The 17,920-nt window shown below is 68.5% G+C and carries 12 protein-coding genes and 1 pseudogene; 5 read left to right on the top strand and 8 right to left on the bottom strand.

The window, feature by feature from the left end; translation table 11 throughout:
* Nucleotides 1-166 precede the first annotated feature (166 nt).
* From OG609_RS08385 to OG609_RS08355, 7 genes are all read right to left on the bottom strand, one after another.
* Nucleotides 167-940, bottom strand: a complete 774-nt coding sequence (locus OG609_RS08385; RefSeq protein ID WP_327272231.1) for a sugar phosphate isomerase/epimerase family protein — start codon at nt 938-940, stop codon at nt 167-169.
* A 402-nt stretch (nt 941-1,342) separates the two neighbouring features.
* Nucleotides 1,343-2,770, bottom strand: coding sequence for a polysaccharide lyase 6 family protein (locus OG609_RS08380; protein ID WP_327272230.1), 1,428 nt, complete (start codon nt 2,768-2,770; stop codon nt 1,343-1,345).
* Between the two features lie 129 nt (nt 2,771-2,899).
* Nucleotides 2,900-4,333, bottom strand: a complete 1,434-nt coding sequence (locus tag OG609_RS08375) for a polysaccharide lyase 6 family protein (RefSeq protein WP_327272229.1) — start codon at nt 4,331-4,333, stop codon at nt 2,900-2,902.
* A 45-nt stretch (nt 4,334-4,378) separates the two neighbouring features.
* On the bottom strand, nt 4,379-5,734 hold the full coding sequence (locus OG609_RS08370; RefSeq protein WP_327272228.1) for an alpha-L-fucosidase: 1,356 nt from the start codon (nt 5,732-5,734) through the stop codon (nt 4,379-4,381).
* Nucleotides 5,735-6,032: 298 nt separating this feature from the next.
* The gene (locus OG609_RS08365; RefSeq protein ID WP_327272227.1) at nt 6,033-6,899 is read right to left on the bottom strand and encodes a carbohydrate ABC transporter permease; all 867 of its coding nucleotides are present in this window, start codon (nt 6,897-6,899) and stop codon (nt 6,033-6,035) included.
* Nucleotides 6,896-7,870 (bottom strand): carbohydrate ABC transporter permease, encoded by a 975-nt coding sequence (locus OG609_RS08360; RefSeq protein WP_327272226.1) that lies wholly within the window; start codon nt 7,868-7,870, stop codon nt 6,896-6,898. The genes OG609_RS08365 and OG609_RS08360 overlap by 4 nt, the downstream gene beginning before the upstream one ends.
* Nucleotides 7,867-9,195, bottom strand: a complete 1,329-nt coding sequence (locus OG609_RS08355) for a sugar ABC transporter substrate-binding protein (RefSeq protein WP_327272225.1) — start codon at nt 9,193-9,195, stop codon at nt 7,867-7,869. The genes OG609_RS08360 and OG609_RS08355 overlap by 4 nt, the downstream gene beginning before the upstream one ends.
* Nucleotides 9,196-9,655: 460 nt before the next feature.
* On the opposite strand from OG609_RS08355, the gene OG609_RS08350 reads away from it, so the two are divergent.
* The gene (locus OG609_RS08350) at nt 9,656-10,666 is read left to right on the top strand and encodes a hydroxyacid dehydrogenase (RefSeq protein WP_327272224.1); all 1,011 of its coding nucleotides are present in this window, start codon (nt 9,656-9,658) and stop codon (nt 10,664-10,666) included.
* A 319-nt stretch (nt 10,667-10,985) separates the two neighbouring features.
* A complete protein-coding gene (locus tag OG609_RS08345; RefSeq protein WP_327272223.1) occupies nt 10,986-11,858 on the top strand; it encodes an alpha/beta fold hydrolase in 873 nt (290 codons plus the stop codon).
* Between the two features lie 192 nt (nt 11,859-12,050).
* On the opposite strand, the pseudogene OG609_RS08340 reads toward OG609_RS08345, so the two are convergent.
* A pseudogene (locus OG609_RS08340) lies at nt 12,051-13,664 on the bottom strand (SGNH hydrolase domain-containing protein); the annotation flags it as partial.
* A 2-nt stretch (nt 13,665-13,666) separates the two neighbouring features.
* Between OG609_RS08340 and OG609_RS08335 the strand changes: the two are divergent.
* From OG609_RS08335 to OG609_RS08325, 3 genes are all read left to right on the top strand, one after another.
* Nucleotides 13,667-15,322, top strand: a complete 1,656-nt coding sequence (locus tag OG609_RS08335) for an alkaline phosphatase family protein (RefSeq protein WP_327272221.1) — start codon at nt 13,667-13,669, stop codon at nt 15,320-15,322.
* 294 nt (nt 15,323-15,616) lie between these two features.
* Complete coding sequence (tdh, locus tag OG609_RS08330; protein WP_327272220.1) at nt 15,617-16,645, top strand: L-threonine 3-dehydrogenase; 1,029 nt, start codon at nt 15,617-15,619, stop codon at nt 16,643-16,645.
* A gap of 36 nt (nt 16,646-16,681) precedes the next feature.
* Nucleotides 16,682-17,875, top strand: coding sequence for a glycine C-acetyltransferase (locus OG609_RS08325; RefSeq protein ID WP_327272219.1), 1,194 nt, complete (start codon nt 16,682-16,684; stop codon nt 17,873-17,875).
* Nucleotides 17,876-17,920 lie beyond the last annotated feature (45 nt).

The raw sequence follows: 17,920 nt of genomic DNA, 5'->3' as shown, positions 1-17,920 counted from the left end.
GGGGGGAGTGGGATGGGAGTCGCTCGTCAGCAGGTCGCGCACACGCATTCCCATGCCGGTGACAGCGCAGATCACCATGGGATGCGCCAGGGCGAGGTGATCTCGACGATCGCCACGCCGGTGACTGCCGCGCGATACTCCCGCCAGATCGTCTTCGTGCGGTCAACTACGCCGGAGGACCAGGTCGGTGAGTTGCCGCGCGCCGCAGGGTCGCGGCCTCGCGCGCCAGCACGGCGGGGTCGTCGCCGGGCACGAACTCCAAGAGCGCCTCAAGCCCCTCGCTCCGCCCCTTCAGCAGGTCGAAGACTCCGGCCCACAGGCCCTCACGATCTGCCAGCCGCAGTCGGCGATTGCCCGGCCACCACGAGAAAACATGCACCGCGCTGACCCGGTCGCCGAGCTCGGCAAGCCCCGCCACCGCCTCCTCGTCGGGAGCGTCGAGCGGCGGCTGCCAGTAAGTGCGGAGATTGTCCGCTCCCACCTCGTCCAGCAGCCGAAGGGTAGAGGCGACGGTGTCGCTGAGGGTCATCGAATGGAACTCCAGCGCGAGCTCCAACCCGTGGTCCGCGGCGATCCTGGCAGCCTCCCGCAGGCAGGCCACGATCCCGCGCCGCTCCTGCGGCGTGGCGGCCCGCGACCCGACTCCGCCCGCCCAGACCCGCACCCGCGGCGCCCCGAGGAGCACCGCGGCACGGGCGACCGCCGGAAATTCGGCCAGTTCGCCCGGGGTGGCGCGGAAGTACGAGCCGTACGAGCAGCAGGCGAGCCGGTACCTGTCGGAAGCGTCACGGGCCGCGCGGACAATGCCGGGCTCCTCCGGAGGCGCATGCACGTCCGCTCCCCACTCGACCACCTCCAGGCCCGCGTCCGCGGCGCAGCGTGCGACCTCGGCGGCGGGCAGCCGCCGGAAGGTGACCGAGCACAGACCCAGCCTGGTCACGGTGTCACCCGACCCGGTCGGTGGACGGCTCGGAACGCGGTACGCCGCACTACGCCTCTTCTCCTCACGGTCACGACATTCCCTTCCTGCGGTCGCCTTGCGGCGGCCCTTCTGCGGCCCTTCTCGGGGCCGTACGGTGGCGGTCGACGGCCGCGGCGGGCCCTCTGGTCGGGCAAGACCCGGAAGGAAGCCGTGGAGACTGTCCTGGGAGGCGAACTGCCCGCGCGGTTCTGTGGGCACGGCCACCGAGCGGTGGCCGGGGAAACGGCCTGCGGCCGGTACTCGGGCCTGCCACGGATCCGGAGACCCGGCCGGTCCGCTCCGCGCGGGATGACGGCGAAGCGGACCGGCCGGGGGCGGAGGGGCGGACCATCTCACCGGCGCCCCGTCACCAGCGAACGCTCACGATGCGTTCGGACCCACGTCCGCAGTCGTGAGGGGATGGCGGAGGGCGGGCAGAGTCGAGTACTCGTCGGCACCGATGTCCCGCGTGCTGCCGCGCGAGTCGCCGTCGATGTCATCGTCCACGGCCGGGCTGCCCAGCGTGGCCGCGCCGATCGCCGGGCTTCCCGCCGACAGCCGGAGTACCCCGTCGGATCCCTGACGGAGCTGGGGGTCGACCCGGGTGTAGCCGCCAACCGGGATATTGCCGTTGGACGCCGCACCCCACACCATGTTGCTCTGCCAGGTGAAGCCGGTGGTCGTCCCCATCGCGACGAGGCTGCCGGAGTCGCCGACGAGCAGGTTGTCGGCGATGACAACGTCCCGGGGCTCGTACTCCCGGGTCTCGCCCGAGAGCGTGCTGGAGTTGCCGAGCAGGGAGTTGTGCACGATCACCGCGCGGTCGCACGCATCGTTTCCCCTCCTTTCATCCGCCGTCTCGCCGGAATTGTGGTCACGGGTGGTGCCACTGCCGATCACCAGGGCCCGGGACGACAGTCCGCTGAGGTAGTTGTTGACGATCAGGTGATCGTTACCGTACAGGCGCACCCCGTCGGTGCCGCCGATCACGTAGTTGCCCTCCACCGTGGAGCGGTTGCCGTGGCGCAGCACGATTCCGCCACGGCTGTCGCGGATGGTGTTGTAACGGACGGTGTTGTCCGAGGACTTCACCGAGATGGCCTCGGGGTCGCCGTCGCAGCGCTCGAACAGGTTGTACTCCACGACCGCGTGGGCGCTGGACAGTGCCCGGCCGCTGACGCCGAGCCGGATCGGCTCACCGCCGTTGGACCCGGTGAAGCTGTGGTCGGAGAAGTGGTTCCTGAAGATGTGGAGGTTCTGGGCCATGGCGGTCGAGCCGGGGCCGTCGACGACGATGAAGATGCCGGCGGTGGTCTTGTCGTGGAAACGGTTCCGGTCGATCTTCGAGTCGTTCGCCCGTACGACGACCCAGTACAGGCCGTCGATGTCCGCGAACTGGAAGTCGTTGCGGGTCAGCCGGATCGCCGAGCAGTTCTCCGGGATCTCCATCGTGGCGCTCTGCCGGAAGGCGAAGCCACTGATGGTGATGTTGCTCGAATTGCTGAAGACGAAGCTGCGTTCGCCGCGCAGCACGGCACCGCCGCGGGTTTTCGAGACGATGGTGATCTGCGCGGCGCTGGTGCCGTTCTTGGCGGAGACGTTGATCGCGCCCCCCGACGGCACGGTGTAGGTACCGTCGGCCAGGACGATCCGGTCGCCGGGTGCGGCGCCGTTGATCGCGCTCTGGAGTTCGGCCAGGGAGCCGACCGGTATGTCGGCCGCCGATGCGCTCCCCGACAGCGAGGTGGTGAGGGGCACGGCGGCGAGTGCTGCCACCGCGGTGCTCCTGAGGAACGTGCGTCGTTGCATGATGCCTCCTGTAGCGACAAGAACGTACCGGGCCGGGCCGTACGGCCCCTGCGGCCGGACGCGTCGGGTGACCGGCGGTGGGGACGGCCGGCGGCGGACCGGGCCGGCCGTCCCTGCTCGTGGACGTGCTCAGCGAGCGTAGGGGCCGACGTCGGCCGGGGTCAGCGGCCGGCGCCTGGGTGGCCTGTTCGTGTACTCGTCGGCGCCCACGTCCCGGGCCCGCCCGCGCGGGTCCCCGTCGATGTCGTGGGTGACGGGCGGCCACCTGAGCGTGCCCGCGTCGATCACCGGGCTGTCCGGGGCCGGCCGGGCGATGCCGTCCGGGCCTGTGAGCAGCTTCGGGTCGATACGGGTGTAGCCACCGGCCGGGATGTTGCCGTCGGCGGCCGCACCCCACAGGATGTTGCCCGACCAGGTGAAACGTACCGTGTTCGCCATCGCGACCAGTTCCCCCGAGTCCGCGACGAGCAGGTTGTCGGCGACGGTCACGTCCCGCGGCTCGTGGGGGCGTTGGCTCTCTCCGGAGAGCGTCTGCCCGTTGTTCAGCAGGGTGTTGTACGCGATGACGACCCGGTCGGGTGCGTCGTTGCCACGACGCTCGGCGGCCGGCTCCCCGGGAAGGTGGTCGCGCTCCGAGCCGCTGCCGATCACCAGGGCCCGCCCGGACAGTCCGGCGAGGTAGTTGTTGACGATCAGGTGGTCGTTGCCGTAGATCCGCAGGCCTTCCGTGCCGCTGACGAGATGGTTGCCGTCCACCCGGTTGCGGTTTCCGTGCCGCAGGACGATCCCGCCGAAGCTGTCGCGAATGGTGTTGTACCGGATGACGTTGTCCGAGCTCTTGACGGAGATCGCCTCCGGGTCGCCGTTGGCCCGCTCGAACAGGTTGTACTCCACGACCGCGTGGGCGCTGGACAGCGCCCGGGGGCTGACGCCGAGCCGGATCGGCTCACCGCCGTTGTCACCGGTGAAGCTGTGGTCGGAGAAGTAGTTCCGGTGGATGTGGACGCGCTGGGCCATCTCCTCCGTGCCCGCGCCCTCGACACCGAGGTAGATGCCGAGCGTGCTCTTGCCGTGGAAGTGGTTGTGGTCGACCGAGCTGTCGTCCGCACGCACCATCACCCAGTGCACGCCCTCGATGTCAGCGAGCTGGAAATCGTTGCGGGTGAGCCTGATGTGCGAGCAGGTCTCGGGGATCTCCAAGGTGCTGCTCTGACGGAAGGAGAAGCCGCTGACGGTGATGTGGCTGGACCGGTCGAAGACGAAGCTGTGGGCGCCGTCGAGGACGACGCCGCCGCGGGACTGGGCGACGACCGTCACGGGCGCGCGCTCGGTGCCCTGCTTGTTCCGGATGGTGACGGGCCTGTCCGACGGGACGGTGTATCTGCCGTCGGCGACGATGATCCGGTCGCCGGGTCGTGCATGGTCGATCGCGGCCTGGAGCTCGTCCAGCGAGCCGACGGCGGCCGGGGCCGCCGTCGCGCTCGCGGTCAGGAGACCGTCGGTGGGGACGGCGACCAGCGCCGCCCCTGCCGCGGTACCCATGAGGAACGTGCGTCGTTGCATGATGCCTCCGTAAGTGTGGTGGTGGATCGGGGGCCGGGACCTGTCTCAGCCGTCGGCCGGGTCGGCCGGAGTGTCCAGGTACAGCTCGATGACGGGCACGGGGGTGTCGGGGCGCTGGACGGGGACCTGGAGCGTGAGCGTTCCGGCGGGCTGCCCGCCCATCTCGGTGTTGAGCGCGGGCCGGTCCGGGTCGATATGGACCTGGGCGATCTCGGACGCGTCGTTCAGCAACTGGGCGTAGCGCACCCGGCCGGCGAGTCCCGGCAGGTGCAGATGGCGCAACGGCCAGGCGAACAGGTGGACGTAGAGCCGGTCGCCGCGCTGGGTGTACCGGCACTCGGTGGGGGCGGTGTACGGGGACGGGCCGCAGCCGTGGACCGACCGCTCGTGCAGCTCCATCCACCTGCCGATTTCCCCGAGGACGGCGACGGCGCGCGGGTCGAGGTCGCCGCGGCCGGTGGGGCCGACGTTGAGCAGCAGGTTGCCGCCCTTGGACACCCCGTCGACGAGCATGCGGATCAGCAGGTCGGCGCTCTTGTAGTCGAGGTTGTCGCGGTCGTAGCCCCAGCTTCCGTTCAGCGTCTGGCATGCCTCCCACAGCACAGGCTGCCCGTCCTTGGTCATGGGGCCTGAGGGCTGGTACTGCTCGGGCGTGACGAAGTCGCCGGGAAGGCCGGTCCTGTCATTGACGAGGACGTGCGGCTGGAGTTCGCGGATCGTCTCCAGAAGCTTCGGGGAATCCCAGTCGTGCGGGCCCTTGCCGCCCCACCAACTGCGGCCCGCGTACGAGAAGTCGAAGAACAGGTAGTCGACGCGTCCGAAGGACGTGAGCAGTTCACGGACCTGGCCGTGCAGATAGCGCTGGTAGTCGCGGATGTCGCGGTCGGCGGTCGCGGCCTTGAACTCCTCGTCGTCACGCTGCGGATGGGTGCCGTCCACGGGAAAGGACGGGTGGTGCCAGTCGATCAGGGAGTAGTAGAGGCCGACCTTGAGCCCTTCGGCGCGGCACGCTTCGACGAACGGCCCGACGAGGTCGCGGCCATGCGGGGTGTTGGTGACCTTGTAGTCGGTGAGGGCGCTGTCCCACAGGCAGAAGCCGTCGTGGTGCTTGGTGGTCAGGACGACGTACCGCATGCCCGCCGCTCTGGCCTCCTTGGCCCACTGGACGGGGTCGTAGCGGTCGGGATCGAAGTGGTCGAAGTAGACCTGGTATTGCTCGTCGGTGAGCTTCTCCCGGTTCTTGACCCACTCGTGCCGTGCGGCGAGGGAGTACAGGCCCCAGTGGACGAACATGCCGAACCGGTCAGTGGTGAACCAGGTCGTCTCCGGGGTCACCGCAGGATCCGAGGGCGCGGCGGGCGCGGACGGGTACACCGATGGGGTGTCAGTGCTCGGGGTCATGGGGGCATCGCTCCTTGTCGTCGGCGTCCGGTGGCGCGTTCGGTGCGCTGTCGGTGCTCCGGTCGGCGCGACCGGAGGGCTGGTTGTGCGGGGTGGTTCTGGATATGGCGGTCGCGGGCGGGATTCAGACCGGCTGACGGACGTCCTCGCGCAGCCGGTCGGCGGGGCGACACCAGGTGGGCGGCGCCGTCGCGACGCGTCAGCCCGCGGGCCAGGCACTGCTCGTGCGGACGGGCAAGCGCGTCGCGGTACAGCTCCACTCCGGGACCGGGGTCCTGACGGCAGACAGCTTGCCGGGTCAGCCCTTCAGGGCGCCGGAGGACAGACCGTGGACGAAGGAGCGCTGGAAGAACAGGAAGACGATCACGGAGGGAAGAAGGGCCAGCAGGGAAGCGGCCATCACCACTCCGGGAGTGACTGCGGGGTCGATCCGCAGGGTTCGCAACGCCAGGGGGAGGGTGTAGGAGGAGGAGTTGGTGGAGACGAGCAGGGGCAGCAGGTACTGGTCCCAGATCATGGTGAAGCCGAAGACCCCGATGACCCCGAGCGCGGGCTTGCACATCGGCAGGATGATCTGGGCAAAGATGCGCAGGTCGCCGGCACCGTCGATACGAGCGGCCTCTTCGAGTTCCCGGGGCACGTCCTTCATGAACTCGGTCATCACCAGGATGGAGAATCCCCAGGCGCCCAACGGGACGATCATTCCGGCCAGGGTGCCGATGAGGTTGAAGTGGACGATCGGCAGGTCGGCGAGGATCAGGGACAGCGGGAGGGCCAGGATCTCCTCAGGCAGCATCAGCGTTGCCAGGATGGCGACAAGCACCAGCGTCATCCCGGGGAAGACTTTCCTGGCCAGCGCGTATCCGGCCAGGACGGAGACAGCCACCTGGAGCAGCAGTCCGAAGCCGACCACGAAGAACGAATTCAGCAGGTACGCGAGCACGCCCTGGTCGAAGGCGATCCTGAAGTTGTCCAGAGTGGGGCCCGAGGGGATGACGCTCAGCTGTGTCGGGTCCTTGACGTGGCTGAAGGCGCTGACCAGCAGGGCCATCAAGGGCCCGGCGAAGACGATCAGGACCAGCAGGTAGGTGACGGCCTTCAGGATCCGCCCGCCCATGCTCCTGCTCTCGGTCAGGCCCAGCGCGGTCTCGGTCGGCGCGTTCATTTGCTCTCCCTCCGTCGCAACAGGTGGACGACGACTGTCAGGATCAGCGTCGCGATGAACAGAAGGACGGCCCCCGCCGCGCCGACGCCAAGTCGGTTCTGCTCCAGCCCGAGCTTGTAGATCAGGGTCATCACGACCTCGGTGGAGCCGTCGGGCCCGCCGTTGGTGAGCAGGAACACCTCGGTGAACACGCGCAGTCCGCGGATCGCGGCGAGGATGAACAGGATCGAGAACACCGACCGCAGTCCGGGCACCGTCACATGCCATACCCGCTGCAGCCTGGAGGCACCGTCGACCTTCGCCGCCTCGTACAGACCGCGGTCCACACTCGTAAGCCCGGCGAGGAAGATCATCATGTCGTACGGGGCGCCCCGCCAGATGCCGGTGAGCATGATGGAGGCCATCGATGTGTCGGGGTCGTTGATGAATCCCGAGGGGCCGAGCCCCACCAGGCCGAGGATGGAGTTGAGCATTCCGTCCCCGGTCGGGTGGTACATGATCCGCCATAGCTCGGCGACGACCGCGATCGGCACCACGACCGGCAGGAACGCCGCGGAACGCACGAATCCCAGTCGGCGGCCCTGTCCTTCCATCAGCAGCGCGAGCACCAGGCCGAGAGCCATCGAGCCGGCCGTCTGCCCGGCGGCGAGGACGACGGTGTGCCACGCGGCCTCGCGGAAGCCGTCGGAGTGGAGCACCGTGGAGTAGTTCTCGGTGCCGACCCACTTGTTTCCGAGATAGGGCTGGACGTCCTGGAAGGACATGGTCAGCGCGCTGGCCATGGGGATGAACTTGAAGTACAGGAAGAGGAGCAGTGCCGGGGCCAGGAACAGCCACGGCGTCCACCACCGGCCCGCCCGGCCGTTGCGCCTGCGGCGGTCGGCAGCGGCCCCGCCGGCCGGGCGGCCCGTTGCCCGGGTGGCGGGGCCGGCCGCCGAGGAGACGGCCGGATTCGCCTGGTCGAGACTCATGACGCGGCGATTCCCTGTTCCTTGAGGATGTCGGCGAGCTGCTTGTCGAGCTCGCCCAACTTGGTCTCGACGTCCAGGTCGCAGTCGGCCATCAGTGCGTTGATGGTCTCCGCGGTCGTCTGCCGCACCGGGGTCCAGTTCGGGATGGACGGTGCGTACCGCCCGGAGTTCTGGTACGCCGTGGCGTAGGTCGTCCAGCGGGGGTCGGGGCGGACCTTGGAGATGTCCACCGTCTTGTTGACGGGCAGCTGCACGGTGAAGCCGGTGTCGCCCTGCATCCCGGTCTTCTGGCCCTCGGTGGAGATGGCGAAGTCGGCGAAGGCGTCCTGGCCCGCCCGGTTCTCGGAGCCCGCCATCAGGTAGATGGAGCCGCCCTCGGCAAGCACGGTGGCGTCCTTCGGACCCTTGGGCATCGGCACGACCTCGTACTTGTCCTTGCCAAGGGTTTCATCGAAGCGAGGCATGAGGTACGGGCCGACGACGAACATGCCGGTCCGGCCCGCCTCGAACGTCTCATTCGTGGGCGGGGTTTCCATGGTTACGGCACCGGGCTGGATGACCTTGTCCTTGCAGCCGAGGCCGCGGAACCACTGCACGGCCTCGACCGATTGCTTCGTGGTCATCGCGGGCTTGTACTTGCCGTCTCCGGTCTCTGTGATGAAATCTCCGCCCGCGGCCCAGAGGAAGTTGGAGAAGTACCAGGAGGCGTATCCGCGCTTGGTGGACAGGGGAGCGGCGAGGCCGAAGGTGTTCTTCTTGCCGTCACCGTCGGGGTCCCTGGTGGTGAAGGCTTCGGCCATCGCGGCAAAGTCGTCCCAGTTCTGCGGGACCTGGAGCTTCAGTTTCTCCCGCCAGTCCTTGCGGATGAGCAGCGCGGACGCCTGCGCCGAGTACGGCAGGCCGAACTGCTTACCGTCCACGCTCTTGCCGGAGTCCAGCGCCTGGCCGACGGCCTGCTTACTGCTCTTGACCTTGTCCAGATCGATCTCCCGGAGCAGGCCTTGGCTGTGCATGGCACCGAGCTGCGTCACATCGTTCATGACGATGTCGGGGAGGTTCTTCTGCGCGGCCCGCTGCTGCAGCTTGGTCTCGAAGTCGTCGAAGATGGCCGTGACCTCGACTTTGTAGCCCGTGGCCTTCTCGAAGGCGGCAGCGACTCTGAGCGTGCCCTGCTCTCCCGGTCCGCCCGGTGTCGTCCTGACCCATAGCTCGAGCGGTGCCTTGGAGTCCTGCTTGGCGTCCACTCCCGCAGGCCCGGATGTACAGCTGGTGAGGACCAGTGCCGAAGCGAGAAAACCCGCACCGACCCACCGCGATCTCTTCATGACAACTCCCGTTTCCCGCATCACAGTTGGCCTGGAAAGCGCTTGCTGGGGACGCTAACGGGGACCGAATCGACGGTCAATAGTCCGATGAATACAAAAATTTCGCGATGGCTCGCGAGATCTGCGCAGATACGCCTCCGTGCGCCACTCCCGCAGTCCGGCGCCCCTGCGAGCGAGGTGGGTGCCCCGAAGTATTGCCTGAAAGGAGGGCAGTTCAGTCACGCAAGGTACCGGACGCCGAACATGGTGCACGATCGTGACCGCCGCCGGGGCGGCGAACGCCAGGCGGCTCAAGCTTCACTTGAGGGTTTTTCAGTCATCCGATGTATCGTGCTGCAAGTGTGTTGTCGGGGCGCTGATCTTCGACATCCGGTCAGACATTTCCCCACACGCCCGACCAGGGGGCGCGAGTCGATTCGCTGACGGCCTGTCAGCGAAAGAGCTGAGGAGTGCAACCGATATGAACGAGCCGGCACCCAGACCGACAGCACTGCTGGTCATGGAGGAAGAACGCAGGGCAGACGTCTATCCCCGCGAGGTTCTGGCCGAAATCGACCGGCTCGTGCACCGGCAGGGTCCACCTCTCACACGGCAGCAGCTCGACGAGGATCCCGACGTGCTGGGACGGATCGACGTCCTGCTCACGGGCTGGGGCGCGCCCGTCCTCGATGCCGCCTTCTTGTCGCGCGCCCCTCAGCTGCAGGCCGTCCTCGTCGCGGCGGGCTCCGTGCGGCACCTGACCACGCCCGCTTTCTGGGCACGCGGTATTCCGATCGTCTCCGCGGCCGCGGCCAACGCCATTCCGGTGGCGGAGTTCACCCTCGCCCAGGTCCTCCTCGGGCTGAAGCAGGTACACCGCATCACCCGGGAGGTGGCGAGCAGCCGTCGCTTTCCTCACAATCCCAAGGTCCCGGGTGCCTACCGGTCACGCGTGGGCTTGATGGGGCTCGGGCACATCGGTCGTCTCGTCGCGGCCCACCTCAGCCGCTTCGACATCGAGATCCTCGCCACGGACCCCATCGCCTCCGCAGACACCGCCCGGCGGACGGGCGTCCGGCTCGTCGGCATCGAGGAGCTCTTTGCCACCTGCCACGTCGTCAGTCTTCACGCACCACTCCTGCCTGAGACCCGCGGCACGATCGGGGCACGGCTGTTGAACTCCCTGGGGCCGGGCGCGACGCTTATCAACACCGCGCGTGGCGCGCTCATCGACGAGCGAGCCGCAGTGGAGGTCCTGCGTGCCAGACCCGACCTCACCGCTGTACTCGATGTCACGCACCCGGAGCCTCCGGCCCGTGACTCGCCACTCTTCACCCTTCCCAACGTTGTCCTGACACCCCACCTCGGCGGCGCCCTCGGGGCCGAACGTCACCGTCTCGGACAGCTTGTGCTCGACGAACTCCGCCGCTTCACGGAGGACCAGCCTCTTCAGTACGCCATCGACCCCACCCGCGCCGCGTCCCTGGCCTGACACCGCGGAAGTCGCACCGGCACCTTCGGGCCGGGCGTTCGGGCAGGTGCAGATGGTGAGCCAACGAACTTCACGATGCGGCAATTTGCGCCACTGCTGGAGTGCTCGTCGGCTGCCGTCCTCGTGCGGGGCGGCCTCGCTCACGTGATCAAGCTTCTCGCCATGCATACGCCCGAATCCAGCCCACCGTCCGTCCGATCCGACAGCACTCGCACTCCTCAGCAGGGTCGGGGATGCGGTGCTCCGGCGTGCGCTGCCGGAGTAGGTTCGGGTCAGCGCACGACCCTGTCCGTCGGAAACCGAGGAGAGTGCACACGCCGTGACCGAACAGCACCGCACATCGCCGGCACCGCAAGCGGCCGAAGTCCAACTGTCCGCAGGCCCGGTGGAGTACCAGGACACCGGTGGTGACGGCCCCGTCGTCGTCCTGCTGCACGGCGTGGCCATGGACGGCTCGCTCTGGCGGCATGTCGTCGCCGATCTGAGCTCCGATTACCGATGTGTTGTACCGACCTTGCCGCTCGGTGGCCACCGTCGGCCCATGAAGCCGGCCGCCGACCTGTCGGTCCTCGGTGTGGCCCGGCTGGTCGCGGAGTTCCTCGATGCGCTCGATCTCGCCGATGTCACCCTCGTGATGAGTGACTGGGGCGGAGCGCAGGCTCTCGTTGCGGACGGGCGGGATCAGCGGATCGGAAGGCTTGTCATCACGTCCTGCGAGGCGTTCGACAACTTTCCGCCGGGGCTGCCCGGGAGCAACCTCCACACCTCTGCGAAACTGCCCGGCGGGCTGAGATTGGCCTTCTCCCTGCTGAAGGCGAAGCCGATGCGGCGGCTGCCCATGACCTGGGGGTGGATGAGCAAGCGTCCGGTGCCGCACGAGGTGATGGACGCGTGGTTCCGACCGCTGTGGACGTCGAAGGAGATCCGGCGGGATCTGCGGAAGTACGTCCTCGGCGTGCCGCCCAGGAGCGAACTCCTGCGGTGGGCGGAGAAGTTGCGCGACTTCGACCGCCCGGCGCTGGTGGCCTGGGCGGCCGAGGACAAGGTCATGCCACCCGAGCACGGGCGCAGGCTCGCCGAGATGCTGCCCAAGGGTGAACTCGTGGAGATCGCCGACAGCTACACCCTCATTCCCGAGGACCAGCCGCAACAACTCGCCCGGCATATCAGGAACTTCTTGCGGAACTCCTGAAACTTGGACCGTGTCCTGTGTGGTGAGGCGGACGAGTCGCTTGTAGCAGCAGACAGCGCGGCGAGGCCGAGAACGATGAGGGGGAGGGGGCAGGTGCGGAGAGAGCGCGGCCTGCAGGGTGCGCCGACCCGGTCTTCACCACCTCGATGAGCTACTACAAGGGCCGCAAGCGCCGGGCGGGAGCATGACGGGTCAGGAGCCGGCGCCCTCCCGGGTCGAGACGGTGACGTGCTGGATGCGCATCGGGTGCCCGGGCTCGGTGGCGGGGCCCGCGGTGGCGCCGTCGGCGGTCGGGAGCATGCCGCCCATGGCCACGTTCAGGATCAGGAACAGCCCGTGGTGCACCGCCCGGTCCCAGGTCCGGGCATCCATCTGGGCAGCGGTCACCCGGTGGTACTCCCGCCCGTCCAGATACCAGCGCACCTCCTCGACACCGGCCTTCAAGTCGACCTCGACCGCGTAGGAGTGGAACGCGGCACGGCAGCCGGAGCACGGTTGCGGTCCCGAGGTGAGGCCCACGGGTTCCTTGCAGGGGCCGCCCCCGAGGACGCCGCAGTGCATGCTGCCGAAGACGGTGTCGCGTCCGTTGACGGACTCCATGACATCGAGTTCGCCGACGGACGGCCACCCCGTGTACCCGTCGCGCAGCTTCGCACCCAGGGTCCAGAAGGCCGGCCAGTAGCCCGCCGCCGCAGCGCCGGTGACATCCGGCAGCGCGATCGACGCCTCGATCCGCATCGCGCCACCCGGAGGCGGGGCAAAGTCCGTCCGCCTGGACTCGATCCGGCCGGAATACCACGTACCGTTCCTGCGGACGGGGACGATCTCCAGTGAACCCTTGCCGTCCAGCCGCACGTTGTCGGTGGAGTCCGTCATGGTCTCGATCTCCCCGGTGCCCCACCGGGGGGCCGGGCAGCCCGGATAACAGGTGCCGACGTCGTACTTCCAGCGGCCGGCGGACGGGCGGCTGCCCGCCGGCCCGTCGAAGTCGTCGTGCATGATCCGGGCCCAGCCGTCGGCCTCCTGCGCGGGGCCATCGGACAGTGCCCCGGCGTTCGAGAGGAGCCGTTCGAGCCGGGGTGTCAGGACCACGGCAGCGACATTGGTCAAATGGGCGTCGTCCCGGTACAGCAGGATGCGGTCCAGCACCGCCGGGCAGGTCGCCCCCTTTGCCGGGCACAGCACCGAGTTCACCGAGACGGCCCGTACTCCCGGCAGTCGGCCGGCCGCGATTCTCCGCGCGAGCGGATCGGGCCACCGGGCCGAGGCGCGGTCGTATGCGCAGGCTGCCGGGTTCTCGGTGTGAGCGGAGACGCAGGCCGGGATGTCGGTACCCGGCACCGGGGTGTCCTCCAGGTACACGATCGGCACCCCGAGCGCGCGCAGCGGTTCCAGTGTCTTCTCCCAGCCATGGCTGAGGAGTTGCTGGTCATCGGTGTAGCGGTTGAGAGAGGCGATCACGATCAGGCGAGGTTTCGGCCCCTTCCGCAGCCGGTCCAGGGTGTCCGCCCGCCAGGTGCCGCACTCGTGGTAGTCGCGGCCCAACTGTGGGTTTGTGACGCGCAGTTCCGGCAGCGGGCACCCCTGTTTCACCAACTCCTGAAGCGCCCAGCCGCGTTCGGCCGCCAGGGCGAGCATCGGGGAGAACCACTGCCCGGCGTGCGAGTCTCCGAGCAGAACGATCCGGTCCGGGCTGTCGGTCGCCCCGAACAGGCACGGCGGGCTGCTGGTCACCTGCGGCGCCACCTCGCACCCTCCGTCCGGTGGGAAGTCCTTGCGCGCCTGGACGGCGCTGGGCACCACGGGGCGTGAGCCGGGCCACCGGGGACGTCGTCGTCACCAACGCCAAGGGCATCGGAACCCGCGGCACCCCCAGCCAGAACAGCCAGGGCCCGAGCGCCGGACCCAACAACGGTGGTACGGCGACCGGTCACAACACGTACAACGACACCGCCTCCGTCACCACCTTCCCGATGCCGTCCAAACGACAGCTCGGGGCACTCACCCACCGGGTCTTCATCAACAACGACTGGGCGAAGCTGCTGAAGCGGAAGCAGACCTATGGCTCGGCGCACGACCGCGAGCAGGTCATCCCGGCCAAGCTCGGCAGCCCCTCCAAGATCAAGCACATCTTCCTGATCATCAAGGAGAACCGCACCTACGACCAGGTGCTCGGCGATATCGGCAAGGGTGACAGCGATCCGTCCCTGGCCCAGTTCGGCCGGACCGTCACACCCAACCAGCACGCCCTGGCGGACGAGTTCGGCGTCAACGACAACTTCTACGACGTCGGTACGCTCTCCGCCGACGGCCACAACTGGCTTACCCAGGGCGACAACAACGACTACATCGAGCACGAATTCGGTACCTGGTACCGCAGTTACCCCTCGCTCGGCAATGACGCCCTCGCCTACCAGCGCAGCGGGTTCCTCTGGAACACCGTCGAGCGGGCCGGCAAGTCCGTCGACAACTTCAGCGAGTACGCGGGCAACATCGCCCTCCCGGCGACCGGCGCGCCCACCTGGGCGCAGTGGTACCACGACTCTCAGGTGCTGGAGGGCAAGGCGACCGGGGAACTCAACACCCCCATCGGCGCCTACCCCTCGACCTCCGACGTCCCCTCCGTCAACAAGATCAACCACCCGGACTACCCGACCTTCGACACCGACATCCCCGACCAGTACCGGGTCGACATCTGGCAGCGGTACTTCAAGGAGTACGAGAAGAAGGGCAAGCTCGCCAACTTCACCATGATGGCGCTGCCGCAGGACCACACCAACGGCACCAGCGGCATCGACCCCTACCCGACCGCGATGGTCGCCGACAACGACCTCGCCGTCGGCCGGGTCGTCGACACGATCTCGCACAGCAAATTCTGGAAGGACACGGCGATCTTCGTCCTCCAGGACGACTCGCAGGCCGGTGTCGACCACGTCGACGGGCACCGCGCACCCCTCTGGGTGATCAGCCCCTACGCCAAGCGGGGCGCCGTCACCTCCACGTACTACACCCAGATCAACGTGGTGAAGACCATCGAGCAGATGCTCGGGGCCCAGCCGATGAACCAGATCGACCGGGCTGCCGAGCCCATGCGTGACCTGTTCACGAAGAAGCCCGACTTCACCCCGTACACCAGCATGCCCAACGGGATCCCGCTGGACTACGGGCTCAAGAAGCCGGCCTCGGCGGCCGCCGCGAAGGCGGCCGACAGCGGTGCCCAGCGCCCGCAGGTGCCCACCCATCTGCGGGAGATCGCCGCGCAGTGGGAGGCCTGGAGTGCGATCCAGGCGAAGAGCACGGGCGGCTCCCACCCCGTCGAGGACCAGGTGAACCCGGCGCAGCTGAACCGGATCACCTGGTACGCATCCACCGGATGGACCAAGCCGTACCCGGGCGACAGCCGCGTCCTGGCACCCAATGAGGTACCGGGCCGCGACAACCCGCCGCAGGAGCTCGGCGACTGATCACGGACACATGCGCGGGGGCCGGTCGCCTTTTGAGGGGCGGCCGGCCACTCGGCCGGTCGTACGGAGATCAAGAGGGCATGAAGCGGAGCTGCGGGCGCGCTTAAGAAAACCTCGATGGACCTGTGGCGCGGGGTGCGGCAGATTTCTCCGTGACGGCAGAGGATGGTGCGCGGCAGCCGATCGACGCGTGCTGCCATGCCGTCCCTCTTTTCTTCCCCGGGCCGCAGGCTTCCTCAAGGCTGTCCCCGGCCCGGGGCACTCAACGCCGTACCAGCGCAGGGAGCCGCAGCCGTGAAGGCACTCGTGAAGCAGAAGGCCGAGCCGGGACTCTGGCTGATGGACGTGCCCGAGCCGGAGATCGGCCCCTCGGACGTACTGATCAAGGTGCTCCGCACCGGCATCTGCGGCACCGATCTGCACATCCGGAACTACGACGGCTGGGCGCAGCAGGCCGTGAAGACCCCGCTCGTCCTCGGCCACGAGTTCGTCGGCGAAATCGCGGAGATCGGCGCCGATGTCGTCGACATCAACATCGGTGACCTGGTCAGCGGCGAGGGCCACCTCGTGTGCGGGAAGTGCCGCAACTGTCTGGCAGGCCGCCGCCACCTGTGCCGCTCCACGCTCGGGCTCGGCGTCGGCCGGGACGGGGCGTTCGCCGAGTACGTCGCCCTGCCCGCGTCCAATGTCTGGGTGCACCGGGTCCCCGTCGACCTCGACGTCGCCGCGATCTTCGACCCGTTCGGCAACGCCGTGCACACCGCGCTCTCGTTCCCGCTGGTCGGCGAGGACGTACTGATCACCGGCGCCGGACCGATCGGCATCATGGCCGCCGCCGTCGCCCGGCACGCCGGCGCCCGTCACGTCGTCATCACCGACGTCAGCGAGCCCCGGCTGGAACTGGCCCGGAAGATCGGCGTCAGCCTCGCCCTCAACGTCAGCGAGGAGACCATCTTCGAAGGGCAGAAGCGCCTCGGACTGCGCGAGGGCTTCGACGTCGGCCTGGAGATGTCCGGGCGGCCCGAGGCGATGCGCCACATGATCGAGAACATGACGCACGGCGGCCGGATCGCCATGCTCGGACTGCCGTCCGAGGAATTCGCCGTCGACTGGTCCCGCATCGTCACCTCGATGATCACCATCAAGGGCATTTACGGCCGCGAGATGTACGAGACCTGGTACGCCATGTCCGTACTGCTGGAGGGCGGCCTCGACCTCGCCCCCGTGATCACCGGCCGGTACGGCTACCGAGACTTCGAAGCAGCCTTCGACGACGCGGCGAGCGGCCGCGGCGGCAAGGTCATCCTCGACTGGACCTCCTGACCCGACGCCCCCGTAGACAGCTGGGAGACACCCCTCATGTTCGACTCCGTACGCGACGACATGCGCACCACCCTCGACGAGATCGAAGCCGCCGGACTGCACAAGCCCGAGCGCGTGATCGGCACCCCGCAGTCCGCGACCGTCGCCGTCACCGCGGGCGGCCGCCCCGGTGAGGTGCTCAACTTCTGCGCCAACAACTACCTGGGCCTCGCCGACCACCCCGACGTGATCGCCGCCGCCCACGATGCGCTGGACCGCTGGGGCTACGGCATGGCCTCGGTCCGCTTCATCTGCGGCACCCAGGAGGTCCACAAGGAGCTGGAGCAGCGGCTCTCCACGTTCCTCGGCCAGGAGGACACGATCCTCTACTCCTCCTGCTTCGACGCCAACGGCGGTGTCTTCGAGACCGTCCTCGGCCCGGAGGACGCGGTCATCTCCGACGCCCTCAACCACGCCTCCATCATTGACGGCATCCGCCTCTCCAAGGCCAAGCGGTTCCGCTACGCCAACCGCGACATGGCCGACCTGGAGACGCAGCTGAAGGAGGCGTCAGGGGCCCGGCGCCGGCTCGTCGTCACCGACGGCGTCTTCTCCATGGACGGGTACGTCGCCCCGCTGCGCGAGATCTGCGACCTGGCCGAGCGCTACGACGCCATGGTCATGGTCGACGACTCGCACGCCGTCGGCTTCGTGGGCCCCGGCGGCCGCGGAACGCCCGAGCTGCACGACGTGATGGACCGCGTCGACATCATCACCGGCACCCTCGGCAAGGCGCTCGGCGGTGCGTCCGGCGGTTATGTCGCGGCCCGCGCCGAGATCGTCGCGCTGCTGCGCCAGCGCTCCCGCCCGTACCTCTTCTCCAACTCGCTCGCCCCGGTCATCGCGGCGGCCTCGCTCAAGGTCCTGGACCTGCTGGAGGCCGCGGGCGACCTGCGGGAGCAGCTCAATGCCAACACCGCGCTCTTCCGTACCCGGATGACCGAGGAAGGCTTCGACGTCCTGCCCGGCGACCACGCCATCGCCCCCGTCATGATCGGGGACGCGGCGAAGGCAGGCCGGATGGCGGAGCTCCTCCTGGAGCGCGGTGTGTACGTGATCGGGTTCTCCTACCCGGTGGTTCCGCAGGGCGCGGCCCGTATCCGTGTCCAGCTCTCCGCCGCGCACTCCACGGCGGATGTGAACCGCGCCGTGGACGCGTTCGTCGACGCGCGGGCCGCGCTGGGGGAGTAGCGGCCCGAGGGCGGGGCGCCGCACGGTGTCCCGCCCGTGTCCTCG

This window comes from Streptomyces sp. NBC_01224, from assembly GCF_036002945.1.
Taxonomy (GTDB): domain Bacteria; phylum Actinomycetota; class Actinomycetes; order Streptomycetales; family Streptomycetaceae; genus Streptomyces.
Note: the sequence above shows the minus strand (reverse complement) of the source record. Positions and strands in the feature narration are given on the sequence as shown.